Source organism: Flavobacterium sp. AC105, assembly GCF_979258495.1.
On sequence record NZ_OZ409860.1, the window covers coordinates 1,251,242 to 1,266,141 of the forward strand.

General features: G+C 33.4%; 13 protein-coding genes and 1 pseudogene. 7 read left to right on the forward strand and 7 right to left on the reverse strand.

All coding sequences use genetic code 11. The annotated features are described in order from the left end of the window. Positions 1–98: 98 nt before the first annotated feature. Positions 99–647, reverse strand: a complete 549-nt coding sequence (locus tag ACZ0AH_RS05665; protein ID WP_463474852.1) for a hypothetical protein — start codon at positions 645–647, stop codon at positions 99–101. 189 nt (positions 648–836) lie between these two features. Here ACZ0AH_RS05665 and ACZ0AH_RS05670 point away from each other — a divergent pair, with 189 nt between their 5' ends. The 4 genes from ACZ0AH_RS05670 (at position 837) to ACZ0AH_RS05685 (ending at position 5,334) form a co-directional block, all read left to right on the forward strand. Next, positions 837–2,222: an MATE family efflux transporter gene (locus ACZ0AH_RS05670; protein WP_463474853.1), complete on the forward strand. Its 1,386-nt coding sequence runs from the start codon at positions 837–839 to the stop codon at positions 2,220–2,222. A 113-nt stretch (positions 2,223–2,335) separates the two neighbouring features. After that, positions 2,336–2,563 (forward strand): hypothetical protein, encoded by a 228-nt coding sequence (locus ACZ0AH_RS05675; protein WP_463474854.1) that lies wholly within the window; start codon positions 2,336–2,338, stop codon positions 2,561–2,563. A gap of 32 nt (positions 2,564–2,595) precedes the next feature. Continuing rightward, the gene (locus ACZ0AH_RS05680) at positions 2,596–4,536 is read left to right on the forward strand and encodes an LTA synthase family protein (protein ID WP_463474855.1); all 1,941 of its coding nucleotides are present in this window, start codon (positions 2,596–2,598) and stop codon (positions 4,534–4,536) included. A gap of 252 nt (positions 4,537–4,788) precedes the next feature. Continuing rightward, complete coding sequence (locus ACZ0AH_RS05685) at positions 4,789–5,334, forward strand: hypothetical protein (protein WP_463474856.1); 546 nt, start codon at positions 4,789–4,791, stop codon at positions 5,332–5,334. A 28-nt stretch (positions 5,335–5,362) separates the two neighbouring features. Here ACZ0AH_RS05685 and meaB read toward each other — a convergent pair whose 3' ends face one another. The 3 genes from meaB to ACZ0AH_RS05700 all read right to left on the reverse strand — a co-directional run bounded on the left by meaB (position 5,363) and on the right by ACZ0AH_RS05700 (position 7,730). Beyond that, complete coding sequence (gene meaB / locus ACZ0AH_RS05690) at positions 5,363–6,454, reverse strand: methylmalonyl Co-A mutase-associated GTPase MeaB (RefSeq protein WP_463474857.1); 1,092 nt, start codon at positions 6,452–6,454, stop codon at positions 5,363–5,365. A gap of 169 nt (positions 6,455–6,623) precedes the next feature. Then, positions 6,624–7,265 carry an NAD(P)-dependent oxidoreductase gene (locus ACZ0AH_RS05695; RefSeq protein ID WP_463474858.1) on the reverse strand — a complete coding sequence of 214 codons (642 nt, stop codon included), beginning with the start codon at positions 7,263–7,265 and terminating at the stop codon, positions 6,624–6,626. A 57-nt stretch (positions 7,266–7,322) separates the two neighbouring features. After that, positions 7,323–7,730, reverse strand: a complete 408-nt coding sequence (locus tag ACZ0AH_RS05700; RefSeq protein WP_463474859.1) for an Rrf2 family transcriptional regulator — start codon at positions 7,728–7,730, stop codon at positions 7,323–7,325. 118 nt (positions 7,731–7,848) lie between these two features. Here ACZ0AH_RS05700 and ACZ0AH_RS05705 point away from each other — a divergent pair, with 118 nt between their 5' ends. Together ACZ0AH_RS05705 and ACZ0AH_RS05710 are read left to right on the forward strand one after the other, a co-directional pair. Further along, entirely contained in the window at positions 7,849–8,760 is a 912-nt protein-coding gene (locus ACZ0AH_RS05705; RefSeq protein ID WP_463474860.1) for an AEC family transporter, read from the forward strand. Between the two features lie 109 nt (positions 8,761–8,869). Further along, positions 8,870–9,508, forward strand: a complete 639-nt coding sequence (locus tag ACZ0AH_RS05710; protein WP_065451270.1) for a peroxiredoxin — start codon at positions 8,870–8,872, stop codon at positions 9,506–9,508. Positions 9,509–9,606: 98 nt separating this feature from the next. On the opposite strand, the gene ACZ0AH_RS05715 is transcribed toward ACZ0AH_RS05710, so the two are convergent. From ACZ0AH_RS05715 to ACZ0AH_RS05725, 3 genes are all read right to left on the reverse strand, one after another. Then, positions 9,607–11,847, reverse strand: a complete 2,241-nt coding sequence (locus ACZ0AH_RS05715) for a cation:proton antiporter (protein WP_463474861.1) — start codon at positions 11,845–11,847, stop codon at positions 9,607–9,609. A 237-nt stretch (positions 11,848–12,084) separates the two neighbouring features. Beyond that, positions 12,085–13,431 carry an adenylosuccinate lyase gene (gene purB / locus ACZ0AH_RS05720; protein ID WP_463474862.1) on the reverse strand — a complete coding sequence of 449 codons (1,347 nt, stop codon included), beginning with the start codon at positions 13,429–13,431 and terminating at the stop codon, positions 12,085–12,087. Between the two features lie 108 nt (positions 13,432–13,539). Next, positions 13,540–14,244, reverse strand: coding sequence for an SIR2 family NAD-dependent protein deacylase (locus tag ACZ0AH_RS05725; protein WP_463474863.1), 705 nt, complete (start codon positions 14,242–14,244; stop codon positions 13,540–13,542). A gap of 119 nt (positions 14,245–14,363) precedes the next feature. Here ACZ0AH_RS05725 and cysC point away from each other — a divergent pair. Then, positions 14,364–14,897 (forward strand): annotated as a pseudogene (cysC, locus tag ACZ0AH_RS05730) (adenylyl-sulfate kinase); the annotation flags it as partial. Positions 14,898–14,900: the final 3 nt, after the last annotated feature.

A 14,900-nucleotide genomic window follows, 5' to 3' on the forward strand; every position in this document is an offset into this window, starting at 1 on the left:
CTTGCAGGATTGATAGTGTAGAAAATAACAAAACCCGACAGACTATGCGATCTGTCGGGTTTATTACCAAAAACAAAAAAATAAATTAAACCTTACTTTTATAAATCAAAACCATAAGCTAAACGTAAAGCCACCTGATTGGTTTTGAATTTGTTGTAATCCTCATAACGGACACTAATATCAATGTATTTGTTGGCGTACCCAATTCCTGGTGCCCATAAAAAAGTAGTGTCATTATAACCGTTTGTAACGGCAAAACCAGCACCAACTTCACCTAAGACATAAAATTGATCTTCCCAGATAAAGGCTTTAAAACCCGCTTTTGCAGGAATAAATCCAAGATCTTTTTGGTCAACTCCATTTTCATCTTTTCCCATAAACAAATTGGTAAAACCAGTTGTTAAGGTAAGTGAAGCTCTTTTTGTTAAATCATATTGCAAACGCACGTCTCCACCCAGAGACCAGTCGTATGCATTATCCGTTGGTATACCACCATTTAATCCAAATCCTAATCTAAAACCCTGATCGTATTTTCTGATTTCACCTTCCGTTTTTTCAATTGTTGAATCTTGAGCGAAAGTTGTATTGGCGTATAAAAAAGCAAAAGCTGCTAGGCATAACATTTTTAGATTTCTCGAATTCTTCATATAATTTTTATTTGATTTTAATATTGTAAAAGTACTATCACAGCTTTTGGAGCTTGTTATATAATTTTTTGAAATTGTTATATAATATTGAGATTCGTTAAAAATTGACTTAATATTTGCTTATGTTTTTAATAATAAGAAAGAATCCAAAGCTTCTGATTATCTTTGCCGACTAAAAAACATGCAGCAGTGAATTTAAAGCAGTATACCAAGGAGTTTTCTTATAATTTAAGATTAGCATATCCTATTATATTAGGAATGGTCGGGCATACTTTAATTGGTATTGTCGATAATATAATGGTAGGAAAATTGGGAAGTACGGAGCTTGCAGCAGTTTCATTAGGAAACAGTATGATTTTTATTGCAATGTCGTTAGGAATTGGTTTTTCGACAGCCATTACTCCAATTGTTGCAGAAGGTGATGCGGAGAAAAACGATTCTAAAATTCGTTCGGCATTTCATCATGGTTTGTTTTTGTGCATCATTTTAGGATTAGTTCTTTTTGGCGTAATTGTTCTGGCAAAGCCCATAATGGAATTACTGCAACAACCGGCAGATGTAATTGCACTTGCAAAACCCTATCTGGATTGGGTTGCTTTTTCGCTGATTCCGCTAATTATGTATCAGGGTTATAAACAATTTGCAGACGGAATGTCGATGACAAAATATTCGATGTATGCAATGGTTATGGCAAATGTGCTGCATGTGGGAATCAATTATATGCTGATTTACGGAATCTGGATTTTTCCTAAAATGGGAATTGTAGGCGCAGCACTTGGAACCGTAATTTCAAGAATATTTTTGGTCATGTTCATGCATATCATGTTATCACGAAGAAATGATTTAAAACAATATTTTAAGAATTTCAGCTTTGACGAAATCAAAAAAGAAACGATAAAAAAAATTATAAGCATCGGATTTCCATCAGCAATGCAAATGCTTTTTGAAGTCGTATTGTTTACAGCATCGATCTGGCTTTGTGGTAATATTGGCAAAACCAGTCAGGCAGCAAATCAAATTGCATTGAGTTTGTCTTCGATGACGTTTATGTTTGCGATGGGATTAAGTGTAACTTCTATGATTAGGGTTAGTAATCAAAGAGGATTAAACGATTATAAAAACTTAGTAATTGTGGCGCGTTCGATTTTTTTACTCGCTATTATAATAGAAACTGTTTTTGCGATTCTGTTTGTTGTTTTTCATAATTTCCTGCCTCATATCTTTTTGAATATGGAAAACGGAGGACAGCTTCTGGACAATAATGAAGTTATAAGTATTGCATCGAAGTTATTTATAATAGCAGCAGTTTTCCAGATTTCTGATGGAATTCAGGTTGTGGTTTTAGGTGCTTTGCGTGGTTTACAGGATGTCAAAATTCCAATGTATATCACATTTGTTGCTTATTGGATTATTGGTTTTCCGGTTTCGTATTACTTAGCCGAGTATACAGAATTAAAGGCACAAGGAGTCTGGATCGGACTTTTGGCAGGATTAACTTCTGCAGCAATTTTCCTTTATATTCGCTTTCATTACCTAACAAAAAAATTAATCCAAAATTCACTTTCAAATAGTTAAATTTGGAAGATAAAAATAAAAAATAAGCTACTGATTATTTTAAAAATTCATTTAATCAGTCCCCGATAGCTATAGAGAGTGGAAAAAAATAATAAAAACAAAAAATAAATAAAATGGAATTACCTAAATTTTTACTCGGAGATAATACTGATTTTCCAGATGATATTTTTATCATTCATCTTGATTATCCAAGATTTATAATCAACTTAAAAGATGATGAGGTTGAGTTTATGGAAGAAGCAGAAGATCTTGACGAAGCCGAATTAAATATAGAAATGGAAGGTTTAATTGTTCTGGCAAATGAGTTTTATGACAGAGAAATAAAACGTTACGAAGAGTAAAATGCCTTAACAAAAATATTTAAATCTTTCTAATGAAAAAATTAAGTTTTTTAAAACCCATTTTTAATTTCATAGCAATCGGATTGCTAATTACGACTTTAAGCCGAATCTTTTTATTTTTTCTTTTTAAAGACAGAGTAGTCGAAACACCAAATTTCTGGTATATTTTTCCAATCGGACTTCGAATGGATTTAATATTACTTTGTTATTTGTCATTTTTACCGGCAGTTTTAATTACTTTTTTACCCAATAAATGGTTGAAGTTTACCAATAATTTTTTGGTGATTTATAGCTTTTTATTCCTGTTTCTGATTCTTTTTGTTGAATTGGCGTCACCGGATTTCGTAAAACAATATGATACACGTCCAAATAAGATTTTCTTGGATTATCTTATTTACCCGAAAGAAGTGGTAGGAATGCTTCTTAAAAGTTACCTGACTTCTATCATTGTGACTTTTCTGATTTTGGGAATTGTACTTTATTTTGCTTTCAAAAAAGGAAAAAAATATTTCTATACAACTGCTTCTGAATATAAATTCAGATTAATGATTTTTCCATTAGTAGCATTTTTATTGTTTTTTGGAGCACGTTCTAGTCTTACTTCAAAACGTCCAATAAATGCCAGTAATGCTGTTTTTTCGACAGATCAGTTGACGAATACTTTAGGTTTAAATTCATTTTACACCGTAGCTTTTGCAGCGTATTCGATCAAGAATGAAGGAAACACCAAAATGTATGGTAAAATGGATGAAGCCGAAGCAATCGCCCGTGTAAAAAAATACATGATTGCCGGACCAAATGATTTTACCGATGCCGAAATTCCGTTTTTGCATGTACAACAGCCAGATTCAATTAAAAAGAAACCATACAATTTGGTGATTTTTTTACAAGAGAGTTTAGGAGCTGAATACGTTGGAATTTTAGGTGGAAAACCATTAACGCCTGAATTTGACAAATTATCGAAAGAAGGTTTGTTGTTTACCAATTTATATTGCACAGGAACAAGAAGCGTTCGAGGAATCGAAGCGGTTGTAACCGGATTTTTACCATCACCATCAGAAAGTGTGGTAAAGTTAGGAAACTCACAACAAGGCTTTTTTACGCTAGCCCAAGCTTTAAAACAAAAAGGGTACGACACCAGTTTTATTTATGGCGGAATGGCAAATTTTGATAATATGGCTTCGTTTTTCAACGGAAATGGTTTTCAGGATATTGTAGATGAAGAAGATTTTGAATCTGATGGAAATAAATATGCTTTTAAAGGAACCTGGGGTTATTCAGACGAAGATTTGGTGACTAAAGCCAATAATTATTTTAAAGCAAAAGGCGACAAACCTTTCTTTTCTTTGATGTTCTCAACTTCAAATCACGAACCTTTTGAATATCCAGCAGGAAGAATTAAGCCTTTTGATGCAAAACCTGCAACGGTAAATAATGCCATGAAATATGCTGATTTCTCTATTGGGAAATTCTTTGAAATGGCGAAGAAAGAAGCTTATTTTAAAAACACTATTTTCATCGTAATCGCAGATCACAATACAAGAACCTACGGAAAGAATTTGGTACCAATCAATAAATTCCACATTCCGGCTTTAATTATAGGACCTGGAGTTCCAAAAGGAACTTCGTATAGTAAGTTGGCAAGTCAGATTGATATTCCGCCAACATTATTAAGTTATTTAGGACTTTCGTTTGAAACGCCAATGGTGGGTAGAAATCTAAATAAATTAGATCCAAAAACGCAAGGAAGATCAATCATGCAATTTAATGATATTAATGCGTTTAGAGTCGAAAATCAGGTGGTAATCATGCAGCCTAATTTGAAACCTTTGCAATTTGAAATCAAAAATGATACGACTTTAATTCCAGTTAAATTAAATGAAGAATTGGCAAAAGATGCTTTGGCGCATGTTATAACTGCAGGCAATTTGTACAAGGAAAACAAATATAAACTTAGGACTGCAAAAAAATAATTTTCAGTTCATTTTAAAAAAGCTGCTAAGTGTGAAATTTCATATTTAGCAGCTTTTTGTTTGAAAAAAAATAGATTTATGCTGATAATAAAATGAGCATCGAATGAATGAAATGGGATAATTCTGATTTTTTTTTAATTTAAAGCCAAAATAAGGGGTAACAAAAAATAAATTTAATTGATATATACTAAACCAAAAGGCGTAACCTGAAAAGCCTGTGATAGAGTAGGGATCAATTAAATTTTATTTATTATGAAAAATTTACCACAAAAAAGATTAAAAAAATCTGAAGTATTAAAAGTGATGCTAGTTTTTGTGTTTACAGCTTTTTTTATAAGCTGCAGCCAGGAACCTAGTACAAATCAAAATGCTGAATTATCAACATCAGATCAGCAAACCCCATCTAATACCAAAAGAATGTATGGACCATATTCAATTATTGTGCGAAATTGGGGATCGCATAATGTTGACTGCAGTCAGCCACTAGGTTTTTGTTATGATGTTTATACCTTTACATGGTACCACTTTAGCCTTTTTAAGCCAGATGGTAACGGAGGAACACCAGTACGCGTTGACAATGTAAAAGGACAATTTGTTATGGAAATTCAAAAAAGTGCTTTGACAGAAGAGAATCACAAAGATTTAGTAAAAAATGGAGATTTTGTAATACCAGAAGGACAAATTTTAGCTCCGGAAATAGTTAAAGCTTTAAAATTCAATTCAGATATTTTAGTTCCTGGAAAATACCCTATTCAGGAAAGTGAAGAGACTTATACAATTGCAATTAATGTAAAATAAATCAAACTTAAAAAAAAGCTTTAAGAATTCAGAGCTGCTTTTTATATTCATTCAATAAAAACTGAGCGGCTGCAAAAGGTGATATTTCATCATTTTGCACCGCTTTTTTTATTTGTTCCAATTGCCCAACAATCTTAGGGTGATTATAAAAGTTGAGTTTGAGTTGCTCGTTTACAGTTTCCATCATCCAGAACTGATTCTGATCTTTTCGTTTTTCGGGAAAGAAACCAGATTCATTTGTCTGTACAAAATATTGAGAAATAGTATCCCAGATTTCTGAAATACCATCTTTTGTAATAGCGCTGCAAGTCGTAACTTTTGGCTGCCAGTTTGATTTTTTTGGAGGAAATAAATGCAAAGCACGATTAAATTCCAGTTTCGCCTGATTTGCTTTTTTGATATTATCACCGTCCGCTTTGTTGATTACGATGGCATCTGCCATTTCCATAATACCACGTTTAATGCCCTGAAGTTCATCTCCGGCACCGGAAATTTTTAATAATAAAAAAAAGTCCACCATGCTATGAACGGCAGTTTCACTTTGTCCAACACCAACGGTTTCAATAATAATAGTGTCAAAACCTGCAGCTTCGCATAAAATAATAGATTCGCGCGTTTTTCTGGCCACACCGCCCAAAGTATCTCCCGAAGCACTTGGTCTGATAAATGCGTTTTCATCCTTTACGAGTTCTTCCATTCGGGTTTTATCTCCTAAAATACTTCCGTGCGAAAGTGAACTACTCGGGTCAACCGCTAAAACAGCGACTTTTTTACCTAATTGAGTTAAGAAACTTCCAAAAGCTTCAATAAAAGTACTTTTTCCAACTCCGGGAACACCTGTAATTCCTATTCGGATTGAATTATTAGCGTAAGGCAAACATCCATTAATAACCTCATTTGCTTTTGCGGTATGTTCAGGATTTGTGCTTTCGATCAAAGTAATCGCACGGCTCAGCGCGGTTCTGTTTCCATCAAGAATCCCGGCAATTAATTCATTTGAAGAAGGTTGTAGTTTTCTGCTTTTCTTAATTTGATTGATAGCAGAAACATTGGTGATTTCAGGAGGCGAAATTCCGGCTTTTTCTTGTAAACTGCTTGATTGCTTTTTTGAACTTGACAAAACGTTACTTTTAGGTATCGTAAAAGTACAGAAAACAAAAACAGTTTCAAAAAGACAATTGACCTTTTGAAACTGTTGAAGTTTTTGCCACGAATTCACGAATTATTTTAAAGTATTGAATTAAACATAATATGCGCAATCATTCGTGAATTCGTGGCGAAAAAAAATATTAGTAACCCGCTGTAAATCGAACCTGATGATGTTTTGGAGCTTCAGTTTCGTCAGCAATCACAACCGCTAAATCTTCTACAGAAAGAATACTTCTTTGCTCGTCATTAAATACCGGATTTTCTAAACCTAGGCGGTATTTTCCGGTTCTTCCTGTTGTAATACCTTGGTGCATTTCAAGTGCCGGACTAAAAAACGCCCAATCCAAATCTTTTTCTTCCTTAATGACGTTTAGATAATCTCTTGCAGCAGAAGCCGCAGCATGATATTCTTTAGGAAAATCCGGAGTGTCAACGGCTTGTAAATCTGGCGCTACGTACAAACTTCCGGCTCCGCCAATTGTAATAAAACGTTTTACGCCGGATTTTTTTGCAGCTTCCTGAATTGATTTTGATCCGTTCTTGAAATCATCAGCATAGTTTGGATTCGTCCAACCTGGATTATAAGCGTTTATAATTACGTCATTTCCTTTAAGAATATCCGCCAAAGCGTTTACATCAAAAATATCCGCTTTTACCCAATTAACGTTTTTCGTGTCGTTTGGAGTTCTTGCAATAGCAGTAATATCGTGATTTCTGTTTGCTAATTCATTTAAAATGGCTGAGCCAACAAATCCGGTTGCTCCAATAATTGCGATTTTCATAATATATAATTTAAGTTTGTAATAAAAAATGTTACAGTTTTATGTAAAAAAATAGTTTTAGAATTGATTAGAAAAATCTTCCAAAGAAATTCCTTCTAATTGCAGACTAACTTTTTGATTCATGTCAGCATATAAAGAACTCAAATTTTGATTGATTTTTTTTCCAACAGGACAATCAGGATTTGGCTGATTTTTGGCATATCCTAAATTAATGGTTTCAAAAGTCACTTCAAATATTTCTTTTAATGTAATTTTTGAAGGATCTACAGCGAGTTTTGTACCGCCATTTTTGCCTTCTTTGCTTTCTACAATATGATGCGCTTTCAGGTTTGCGATTTCTTTTCGAACCAAAACCGGATTCAAATTAATACTTCCCGCAATGTATTCAGATGATAAAAAATCATTTGGATACTTTGTAAGTAAAGTTAAAATGTGAATCGTTATGGCAAATTTACCTGAAATCATATCTGTAATAAAATATGTTACAAATATAGAAACTTTTATTAAATAATTTTTTTTTTTAACTAAAAATTAAAATTCGTCTACAATTTATAAATACCTATTTTTGTGATTAATCAACAATATGAATAACTTTATTTTAATATTTTTCTTTCTGACATTAGGCTTGCTTTTGCAAAGAGTAAAAGGCTTTCCGTCTAATATTTATAAGGTTTTAAACAAAATAGTGATTTATGTTTGTTTACCGGCAATCACTTTATATCACATTCCGAAAATAAAATGGAGCAACGATTTATTGTTCCCAATAGCATCAGGTTGGATTTGTTTTATATTGGCTTTTATCTTTTTTCATTTTTTAGGGAGAAGATTAGGCTGGTCAAACAAACTTATTGGCTGTTTAATTTTAACAGCCGGATTAAGCAACAGTTCTTTTCTTGGATATCCTATAATTGAAGCTTTGTTTGGGAAAAAAGGTTTAGAAACCGCAATTTTGGTTGATCAGCCCGGAACTTTTGTTGTAGTTTCTACTTTGGGAGTTTTTGTGGCTGCTTTTTATTCAAAAGGAAGTCCTAATGCATTGAGTATTATAAAAAAAGTACTTCTTTTTCCGCCTTTTATTACATTTGTTGTGGCATGTTCGATGAATATTTTTAACTACCAGTTTGATTTTAATGTTCAGGATGTTTTATTGAAAATTGGAAGTTTGGTTACGCCTCTTGCATTACTTTCAGTAGGATTGCAGCTTCAGTTTGATCGCAGAAGCCAGCATTGGAAATTCTTGCGGCTTGGACTTTTCTTTAAATTAATTATGAGTCCTTTTATAATTCTGGTTTTATATGTTTTTATTTTCAAACAACATTCTGAGGCTATAAAAGTGACTTTGATGGAAGTGGCAATGGCACCCATGATTACGGGCGCAATTTTAGCTTCGACATACGGATTAAAACCAAAATTAAGCAGTATGATGATTGGTTTTGGAATTCCAATTTCGTTTGTAACCCTTGCTATTTGGTACTTTGTAGTAAGTTTTATTTAACTTTAATAGTAATTAGATAGAGAATGTAGAATTTTAACTTATTTTTAAATTTTTGATGTTTTCCTTATCTATTTTTTAGTTAATTTTAGAGGAACTAAAAACTATAATTATGTCAACATTAAGATTAGGCGATATAGCTCCGGATTTTCATGCAGAAACAACAGAAGGACCAATTAATTTTCATGAATGGTTAGGAGATTCCTGGGGTGTTTTATTTTCGCATCCTGCAGATTTTACTCCTGTTTGTACAACTGAATTGGGAACTGTAGCCAATTATGTTCCGGAATTTAAAAAAAGAAATACAAAGGTAATTGCGTTAAGTGTAGATGGTTTAGAATCTCACAAATTGTGGATCAAAGACATTAACGAAACTCAAAATACAACTGTTAATTTTCCGATAATTGCTGATGAGGATAAAAAAATAGCAACGTTATATGATATGTTGCATCCAAATGCGAGCGAGAAATTTACAGTTCGTTCGGTTTTCGTGATTGGACCTGACAAAAAAATAAAATTGACTTTGACTTATCCTGCTTCAACAGGAAGAAATTTTGAAGAATTGCTTCGTGTTATTGATAGTTTGCAATTAACGGCAAATTATAGTGTAGCAACTCCGGCGAACTGGAAAGATGGTGAAGATGTAGTAATCACACCAGCAGTTCCTGATAGCGATATTCCTGCAAAATTTCCAAAAGGACATACGCCAATAAAACCATATTTGCGTATGACGCCACAGCCAAATAAATAAGTTTTTTAAGCTTCTAAGTTGCTAAGGCGCTAAGTTTCTAAGATTAGTAAAAGAGTAAAACTCTTAGTATCTTAGAAACTTAGCGCCTTAGCATCTTTTTAAGCTTTCTGAAGTAATTGATTCATTTGTTTTTTATCTCCAACAACCCAAATAATATCGTTTTTTTCTAAGACTAAATGTGATTCAGGATTTAAAATTCGGTTTCCGTTTCTTTCAATTCCCACAACAAGTCCGCCTGTTTTTCCTCTAAACTGACCAATGCTTTTTTGAGCAAACTCTTCCTGAGAAACTTCTAATTGTCTCAAAACAATATCAGATTCTTCCACCTTTTTCGGATCTTCAATTTCATTTTGATTCAGGTATTTATTGAACTCAGTAACCTGAGCATCTGTACCAATTACACAAATTTCATCACCGGGAAATAAGCGTTCATTTTTGGTTGGAATTGGTATCGTAACATCTCCACGTTTTATATAGGCAATATTAATTCCCATTTGTTCCCGAATACGCAATTCATCCAGCGTTTTTCCGGCTAAATTAGATTCTCTTCCAATATCAAAAAAAGACATGTGCCCATCCCAAGGCATTAAATTGGCATAACGTCTGTCGATTTTTTTGTTTTCACGATCGTTTAAATTCTTCAAAAAGTGATTTTCAATTTTATGATATTGTTCGTTTAGTTTTTTAGGGAAAAGCTGATAGACGGCAATCGCGATAATCAAGGCAACAAAGGCAACTAAAGGCGAGAAGAAAATATTCAGTAAAAAACCAATAAAAAATAAGCCCAGACTCATTCTGATTAAAATCAACATCAATAAGGCACCACGATATTTTCGTTCTTCCCATAATAGTTCAACTTCTTCAACGGCCACACGTCTCAGTGAAAGCGCCCATAAAAAAGGTGCAATTACGACTAAGGTAATTAATGCTGCCAATGTATTTCCAAACCTTGTATCTGCCACTAAAGGAGCTACAAATTTTGATGATAATAAAATGATAGCTGCAATAATAATGGTGTGCAATATAATTTGAATAACATAAGCATGCATGACTTTTTGCCACGTGCTTACGGCTTTTATCGCTTGTGCATTGACGCTGTAACGGTTGATATTTTTAACCCATTTTTTAGGCAGTTTTCTTTCCAGGAAATTTGAAAATGGTACGGCATATTTCACCATAAACGGAGTCGTAAAAGTGGTAATAGCAGAAACAGCAACCACAACCGGATATAAAAATGAACTTGTAACATTTAATGTCATTCCCAGTGTCGCAATAATAAAAGAGAATTCACCTATTTGTGATAAACTCATTCCGGTTTGCACGGATTGTTTTAGCGGCTGTCCGGCTAATAATGCGCCAATTGTAGAACTTACAGATTGTCCAATTATAGTTATAAGAGTTAAAATAGCTACAGGAAATGCGTGTGTATAGAGCATTTTGGGGTCAATTAACATTCCGACTGATACAAAAAATATGGCTCCAAATAAATCTTTTACTGGTTTTACTAAATGTTCAATATGTTCTGCCTGAGTAGTTTCGGCAATAATAGATCCCATTATAAAAGCCCCTAAGGCAGGTGAGAAACCAACATTTGAAGCAAAAATTACCATTGTTAAACATAATGCAAGCGAAATAATCAGCAGCATTTCATCTGTCAATAAATGTTTCGCTTTTTTTAGCAATGTTGGAATAAAAAAGATTCCGCCAACAAACCAGGCTGTCAGAAAAAATACGAGTTTTAAAACCGACATCAATAATTCGCTTCCTGAAAATTGCTGGCTTACTGCGATAGTCGAAAGTAAAACCATCATCAAAATTGCTACAATATCCTGAACGATAAGTGACCCAATTACAATTCCGGCAAATTTTTGCGCTTTTACGCCTAATTCATCAAATGTTTTCAGGATTATAGTTGTTGAGGAAATCGATAAAATGACGCCCAGAAAAATACTATCCATTTGGGACCAATCCATCCATCGACCGACTAAATATCCAATAGCGACCATGGTTATGATTTGCGTAATTGCCGTAATTGAAGCCGTTCCGCCAACTTTCATCAGTTTCTTAAAACTAAATTCGAGACCTAAACTAAACAGTAAGATGATAACACCTATTTCAGCCCAAACTTCAACACTTTTCATTTCTGTAATCGATGGAAAAAAGTCAAAGTGGTTTCCAGCTAAAAATCCGGCTATTAAATAGCCTAAAACCAGCGGCTGTTTCATTTTTTTAAATAATAGCACGGCAATTCCGGCGGTCATCAGGATTAATCCCAAGTCGCTAATTAATGGTTCAAGATGGTGTGTGGTTACGGCAGTGGCATTTAAGGCAATAATCATACGCGGGTATTTTTTTACTTAGAAATTTTATCCGGATTTGTTAAAGAGATACTCAAAAAAATATTTTTAATTCAGGTAAACAAGTTTCCTTAGTCGCTTCTGTATCTGCAAAAAAAATATAGTTTTTATAAAGGACTTTTTATTGTAGTCTGGACAAACCTCCTAATCGGGTTATATGGAAATAAAAAAAGCTATCGATAAAGATAGCTTTTTTTGGTAAAATATTTTAGGTTTTCCTTAAATACCTGTGTAATTACTAGGGGTTATAGCTATTAATTCTGCTCTAACTGCATCAGAAACTTCTAAAGTTGCAATAAAGTTGTGAATTGCTTTTTTGTCTATAGCTTCGTTTGTTCTTGTCAGACCTTTTAAAGCTTCATATGGATTTGGATATGCTTCACGGCGTAAAATAGTCTGAATTGCTTCTGCAACAACAGCCCAATTTCTCTCTAAATCTTCAGCAAATTTAGCTTCGTTCAAAAGCAATTTATTTAATCCTTTTAGTGATGCTTCAAAAGCAATAATAGTATGTCCCATTGGAACTCCAATATTACGTAAAACAGTACTGTCAGTCAAATCACGTTGTAATCTTGAAACCGGTAATTTAGCTGCTAAATGTTCAAAAATAGCATTTGCAATTCCTAAATTTCCTTCTGAGTTTTCAAAATCAATCGGGTTTACTTTATGTGGCATTGCCGATGATCCAATTTCACCTGCTTTGATTTTTTGTTTAAAATAATCCATAGAAACATACGTCCAAATATCACGATCTAAGTCGATAATGATATTGTTGATTCTTTTTAAAGCATCAAAAAATGCAGCAAAATGATCATAATGTTCTATTTGGGTTGTTGGAAAAGAATGGTGTAAACCAAGATCAGTTTCTACAAATTTACTTCCAAATTGTTTCCAGTCAATTTGTGGATAAGCTACGTGATGTGCGTTGTAATTTCCTGTTGCACCACCAAATTTAGCTGCAAACGGAATATTGAACAACAAACGCATTTGCTCTTCAAGACGCTCTACAAAAACCAAAATTTCTTTACCTAAGCGGGTAGGAGAAGCCGGTTGTCCGTGCGTACGTGCCAACATTGGAATAGCTGCCCATTCAACACTTAATTCTTTTAATTTAGAAATTAAAGTAATTAAAGAAGGCATATAAACCTGCTCAAAAGCTTCTTTTGTAGAAAGCGGAATTGCAGTATTGTTGATATCCTGAGATGTTAATCCGAAGTGAATGAACTCTTTATATTGAGATAAACCTAGTTTTTCAAAAGCATCTTTGATAAAGTATTCAACCGCTTTTACGTCGTGATTGGTTACTTTCTCTGTTTCTTTTATCCAAAGTGCATCTTCAGTAGAAAAGTTTTTATAGATATTGCGTAAACTGTCAAATAAGTTTGGATTTACGTCTGAAAGTTGTGGTAATGGTACTTCGCACAAGGCAATAAAGTATTCAATTTCAACTAGTACGCGGTATTTTATTAAAGCTTCTTCAGAAAAAAAAGGCGCTAATGAAAGGGTTTTACTTCTATATCTTCCGTCGATTGGCGATATAGCATTCAATTCGTTTAAAGTAGTCATTGTTATGTTGTTTGTTCGAAAGGTGCAAATATAAACAGAATTTGCGGATTAAAATAGACAAAAGATGAAACACAGATTTCACTAATTTTCACGAATTATAAAATTATTTTAATTAGTGAAATCTGTGCTTGATTTTAGTCGATCTCTTAATTCTGCAACACCTTCTGAAGCAACTTTTGCAATTACTTCAACTTTATTCTGAATATTGGGAATCGCAATTGGTTTTGGATCAATATAAAAAACCGGCGTTATGCTATACGTATAGGATATCAATCCGGCAGCGGGATATACTTGTAACGAAGTCCCTATAACGGCAAAATAATCAGCTTGTTCTGTAATAGCAATTGCTTCTTCAAGAGCTGGAACATCTTCTCCAAACCAAACAATATGCGGGCGTAACTGATGTCCGTTTTCATCTAAATCGCCCGTAAATAAATCCTCTTTCCAGTCTAAAATTAAATTCCGATTTTGAACACTTCGCACTTTTAGTAATTCTCCATGCAAATGCAAAACTTTTGTACTTCCGGCTCGTTCGTGCAAATCATCGACATTTTGCGTGATAATATGAACATCAAAATCCTGTTCTAATTCGGCTAAAATTTCATGACCAGGATTTGGTTCAGCTTCTTTAAGCTGTTGGCGTCTTTTGTTGTAAAAATCCAGGACTAATTCCTGGTTTTTGCGCCAGCCTTCAGGAGTTGCAACTTCCATAACATCGTGACCTTCCCATAAACCATCGCTGTCACGAAAAGTTTTAATGCCGCTTTCTGCACTAATTCCGGCTCCGGTTAAAACAACAAGTTTCTTTTTCATTTTCATTCAATTAAAAGATAAAAATAATGATTTCGGCAAACAATAAAAGGGTATTTATACTTATTGTTTCATTCTTACAAATTATTTAATTTTAAGATTAAAAAACCAAAAGAAAATTCTCCATGATTTTGATACAATTTACAGGATTATCAGGTTCAGGTAAAACAACATTGGCCCAAAATGTTAGGCATTTGCTAATGGAAAAAAGCTATAAAGTCGAAATTATTGATGGGGATGTTTACAGAAAAACAATTTGCAATGATTTAGGGTTTTCTAAAGAAGACAGATGCGAAAATATCAGACGTCTGTTTAATGTTGGACAAAATTTTATTGATGAAAACACGATCGTTTTAATGTCAGTAATAAATCCTTATGAAAATCTCAGAAATGAATTAAGAACGTATCAATTTGTTCGAACCGTATATTTAGATTGTGCCATAAAAAATCTCATAAAAAGAGATCCAAAAGGATTGTACAAGAAAGCATTACTTCAGGATAACGACCAAAATAAAATTAATAATTTTACAGGAATAAGTGATGTTTTTGAAGTTCCGTCAAATGCCGATTTAGTTTTAAAAACTGACTTTGAAACAGAGGTTTTTTCGACCAATAAACTGTATAATTTTATCATGAATAATTTATCAGATTTTTAAATA

Excerpts from the sequence above, each read along its gene's own strand:
- purB (WP_463474862.1), bottom strand. The coding sequence starts at position 13,431 with ATGACTACTTTAAACGAATTGAATGCTATATCGCCAATCGACGGAAGA.
- ACZ0AH_RS05700 (WP_463474859.1), bottom strand. The coding sequence starts at position 7,730 with ATGATTTCAGGTAAATTTGCCATAACGATTCACATTTTAACTTTACTT.
- ACZ0AH_RS05705 (WP_463474860.1), top strand. The coding sequence starts at position 7,849 with ATGAATAACTTTATTTTAATATTTTTCTTTCTGACATTAGGCTTGCTT.
- ACZ0AH_RS05685 (WP_463474856.1), top strand. The coding sequence starts at position 4,789 with ATGAAAAATTTACCACAAAAAAGATTAAAAAAATCTGAAGTATTAAAA.
- ACZ0AH_RS05710 (WP_065451270.1), top strand. The coding sequence starts at position 8,870 with ATGTCAACATTAAGATTAGGCGATATAGCTCCGGATTTTCATGCAGAA.
- ACZ0AH_RS05725 (WP_463474863.1), bottom strand. The coding sequence starts at position 14,244 with ATGAAAAAGAAACTTGTTGTTTTAACCGGAGCCGGAATTAGTGCAGAA.
- ACZ0AH_RS05695 (WP_463474858.1), bottom strand. The coding sequence starts at position 7,265 with ATGAAAATCGCAATTATTGGAGCAACCGGATTTGTTGGCTCAGCCATT.
- ACZ0AH_RS05665 (WP_463474852.1), bottom strand. The coding sequence starts at position 647 with ATGAAGAATTCGAGAAATCTAAAAATGTTATGCCTAGCAGCTTTTGCT.
- ACZ0AH_RS05680 (WP_463474855.1), top strand. The coding sequence starts at position 2,596 with ATGAAAAAATTAAGTTTTTTAAAACCCATTTTTAATTTCATAGCAATC.
- ACZ0AH_RS05675 (WP_463474854.1), top strand. The coding sequence starts at position 2,336 with ATGGAATTACCTAAATTTTTACTCGGAGATAATACTGATTTTCCAGAT.
- ACZ0AH_RS05715 (WP_463474861.1), bottom strand. The coding sequence starts at position 11,847 with ATGATTATTGCCTTAAATGCCACTGCCGTAACCACACACCATCTTGAA.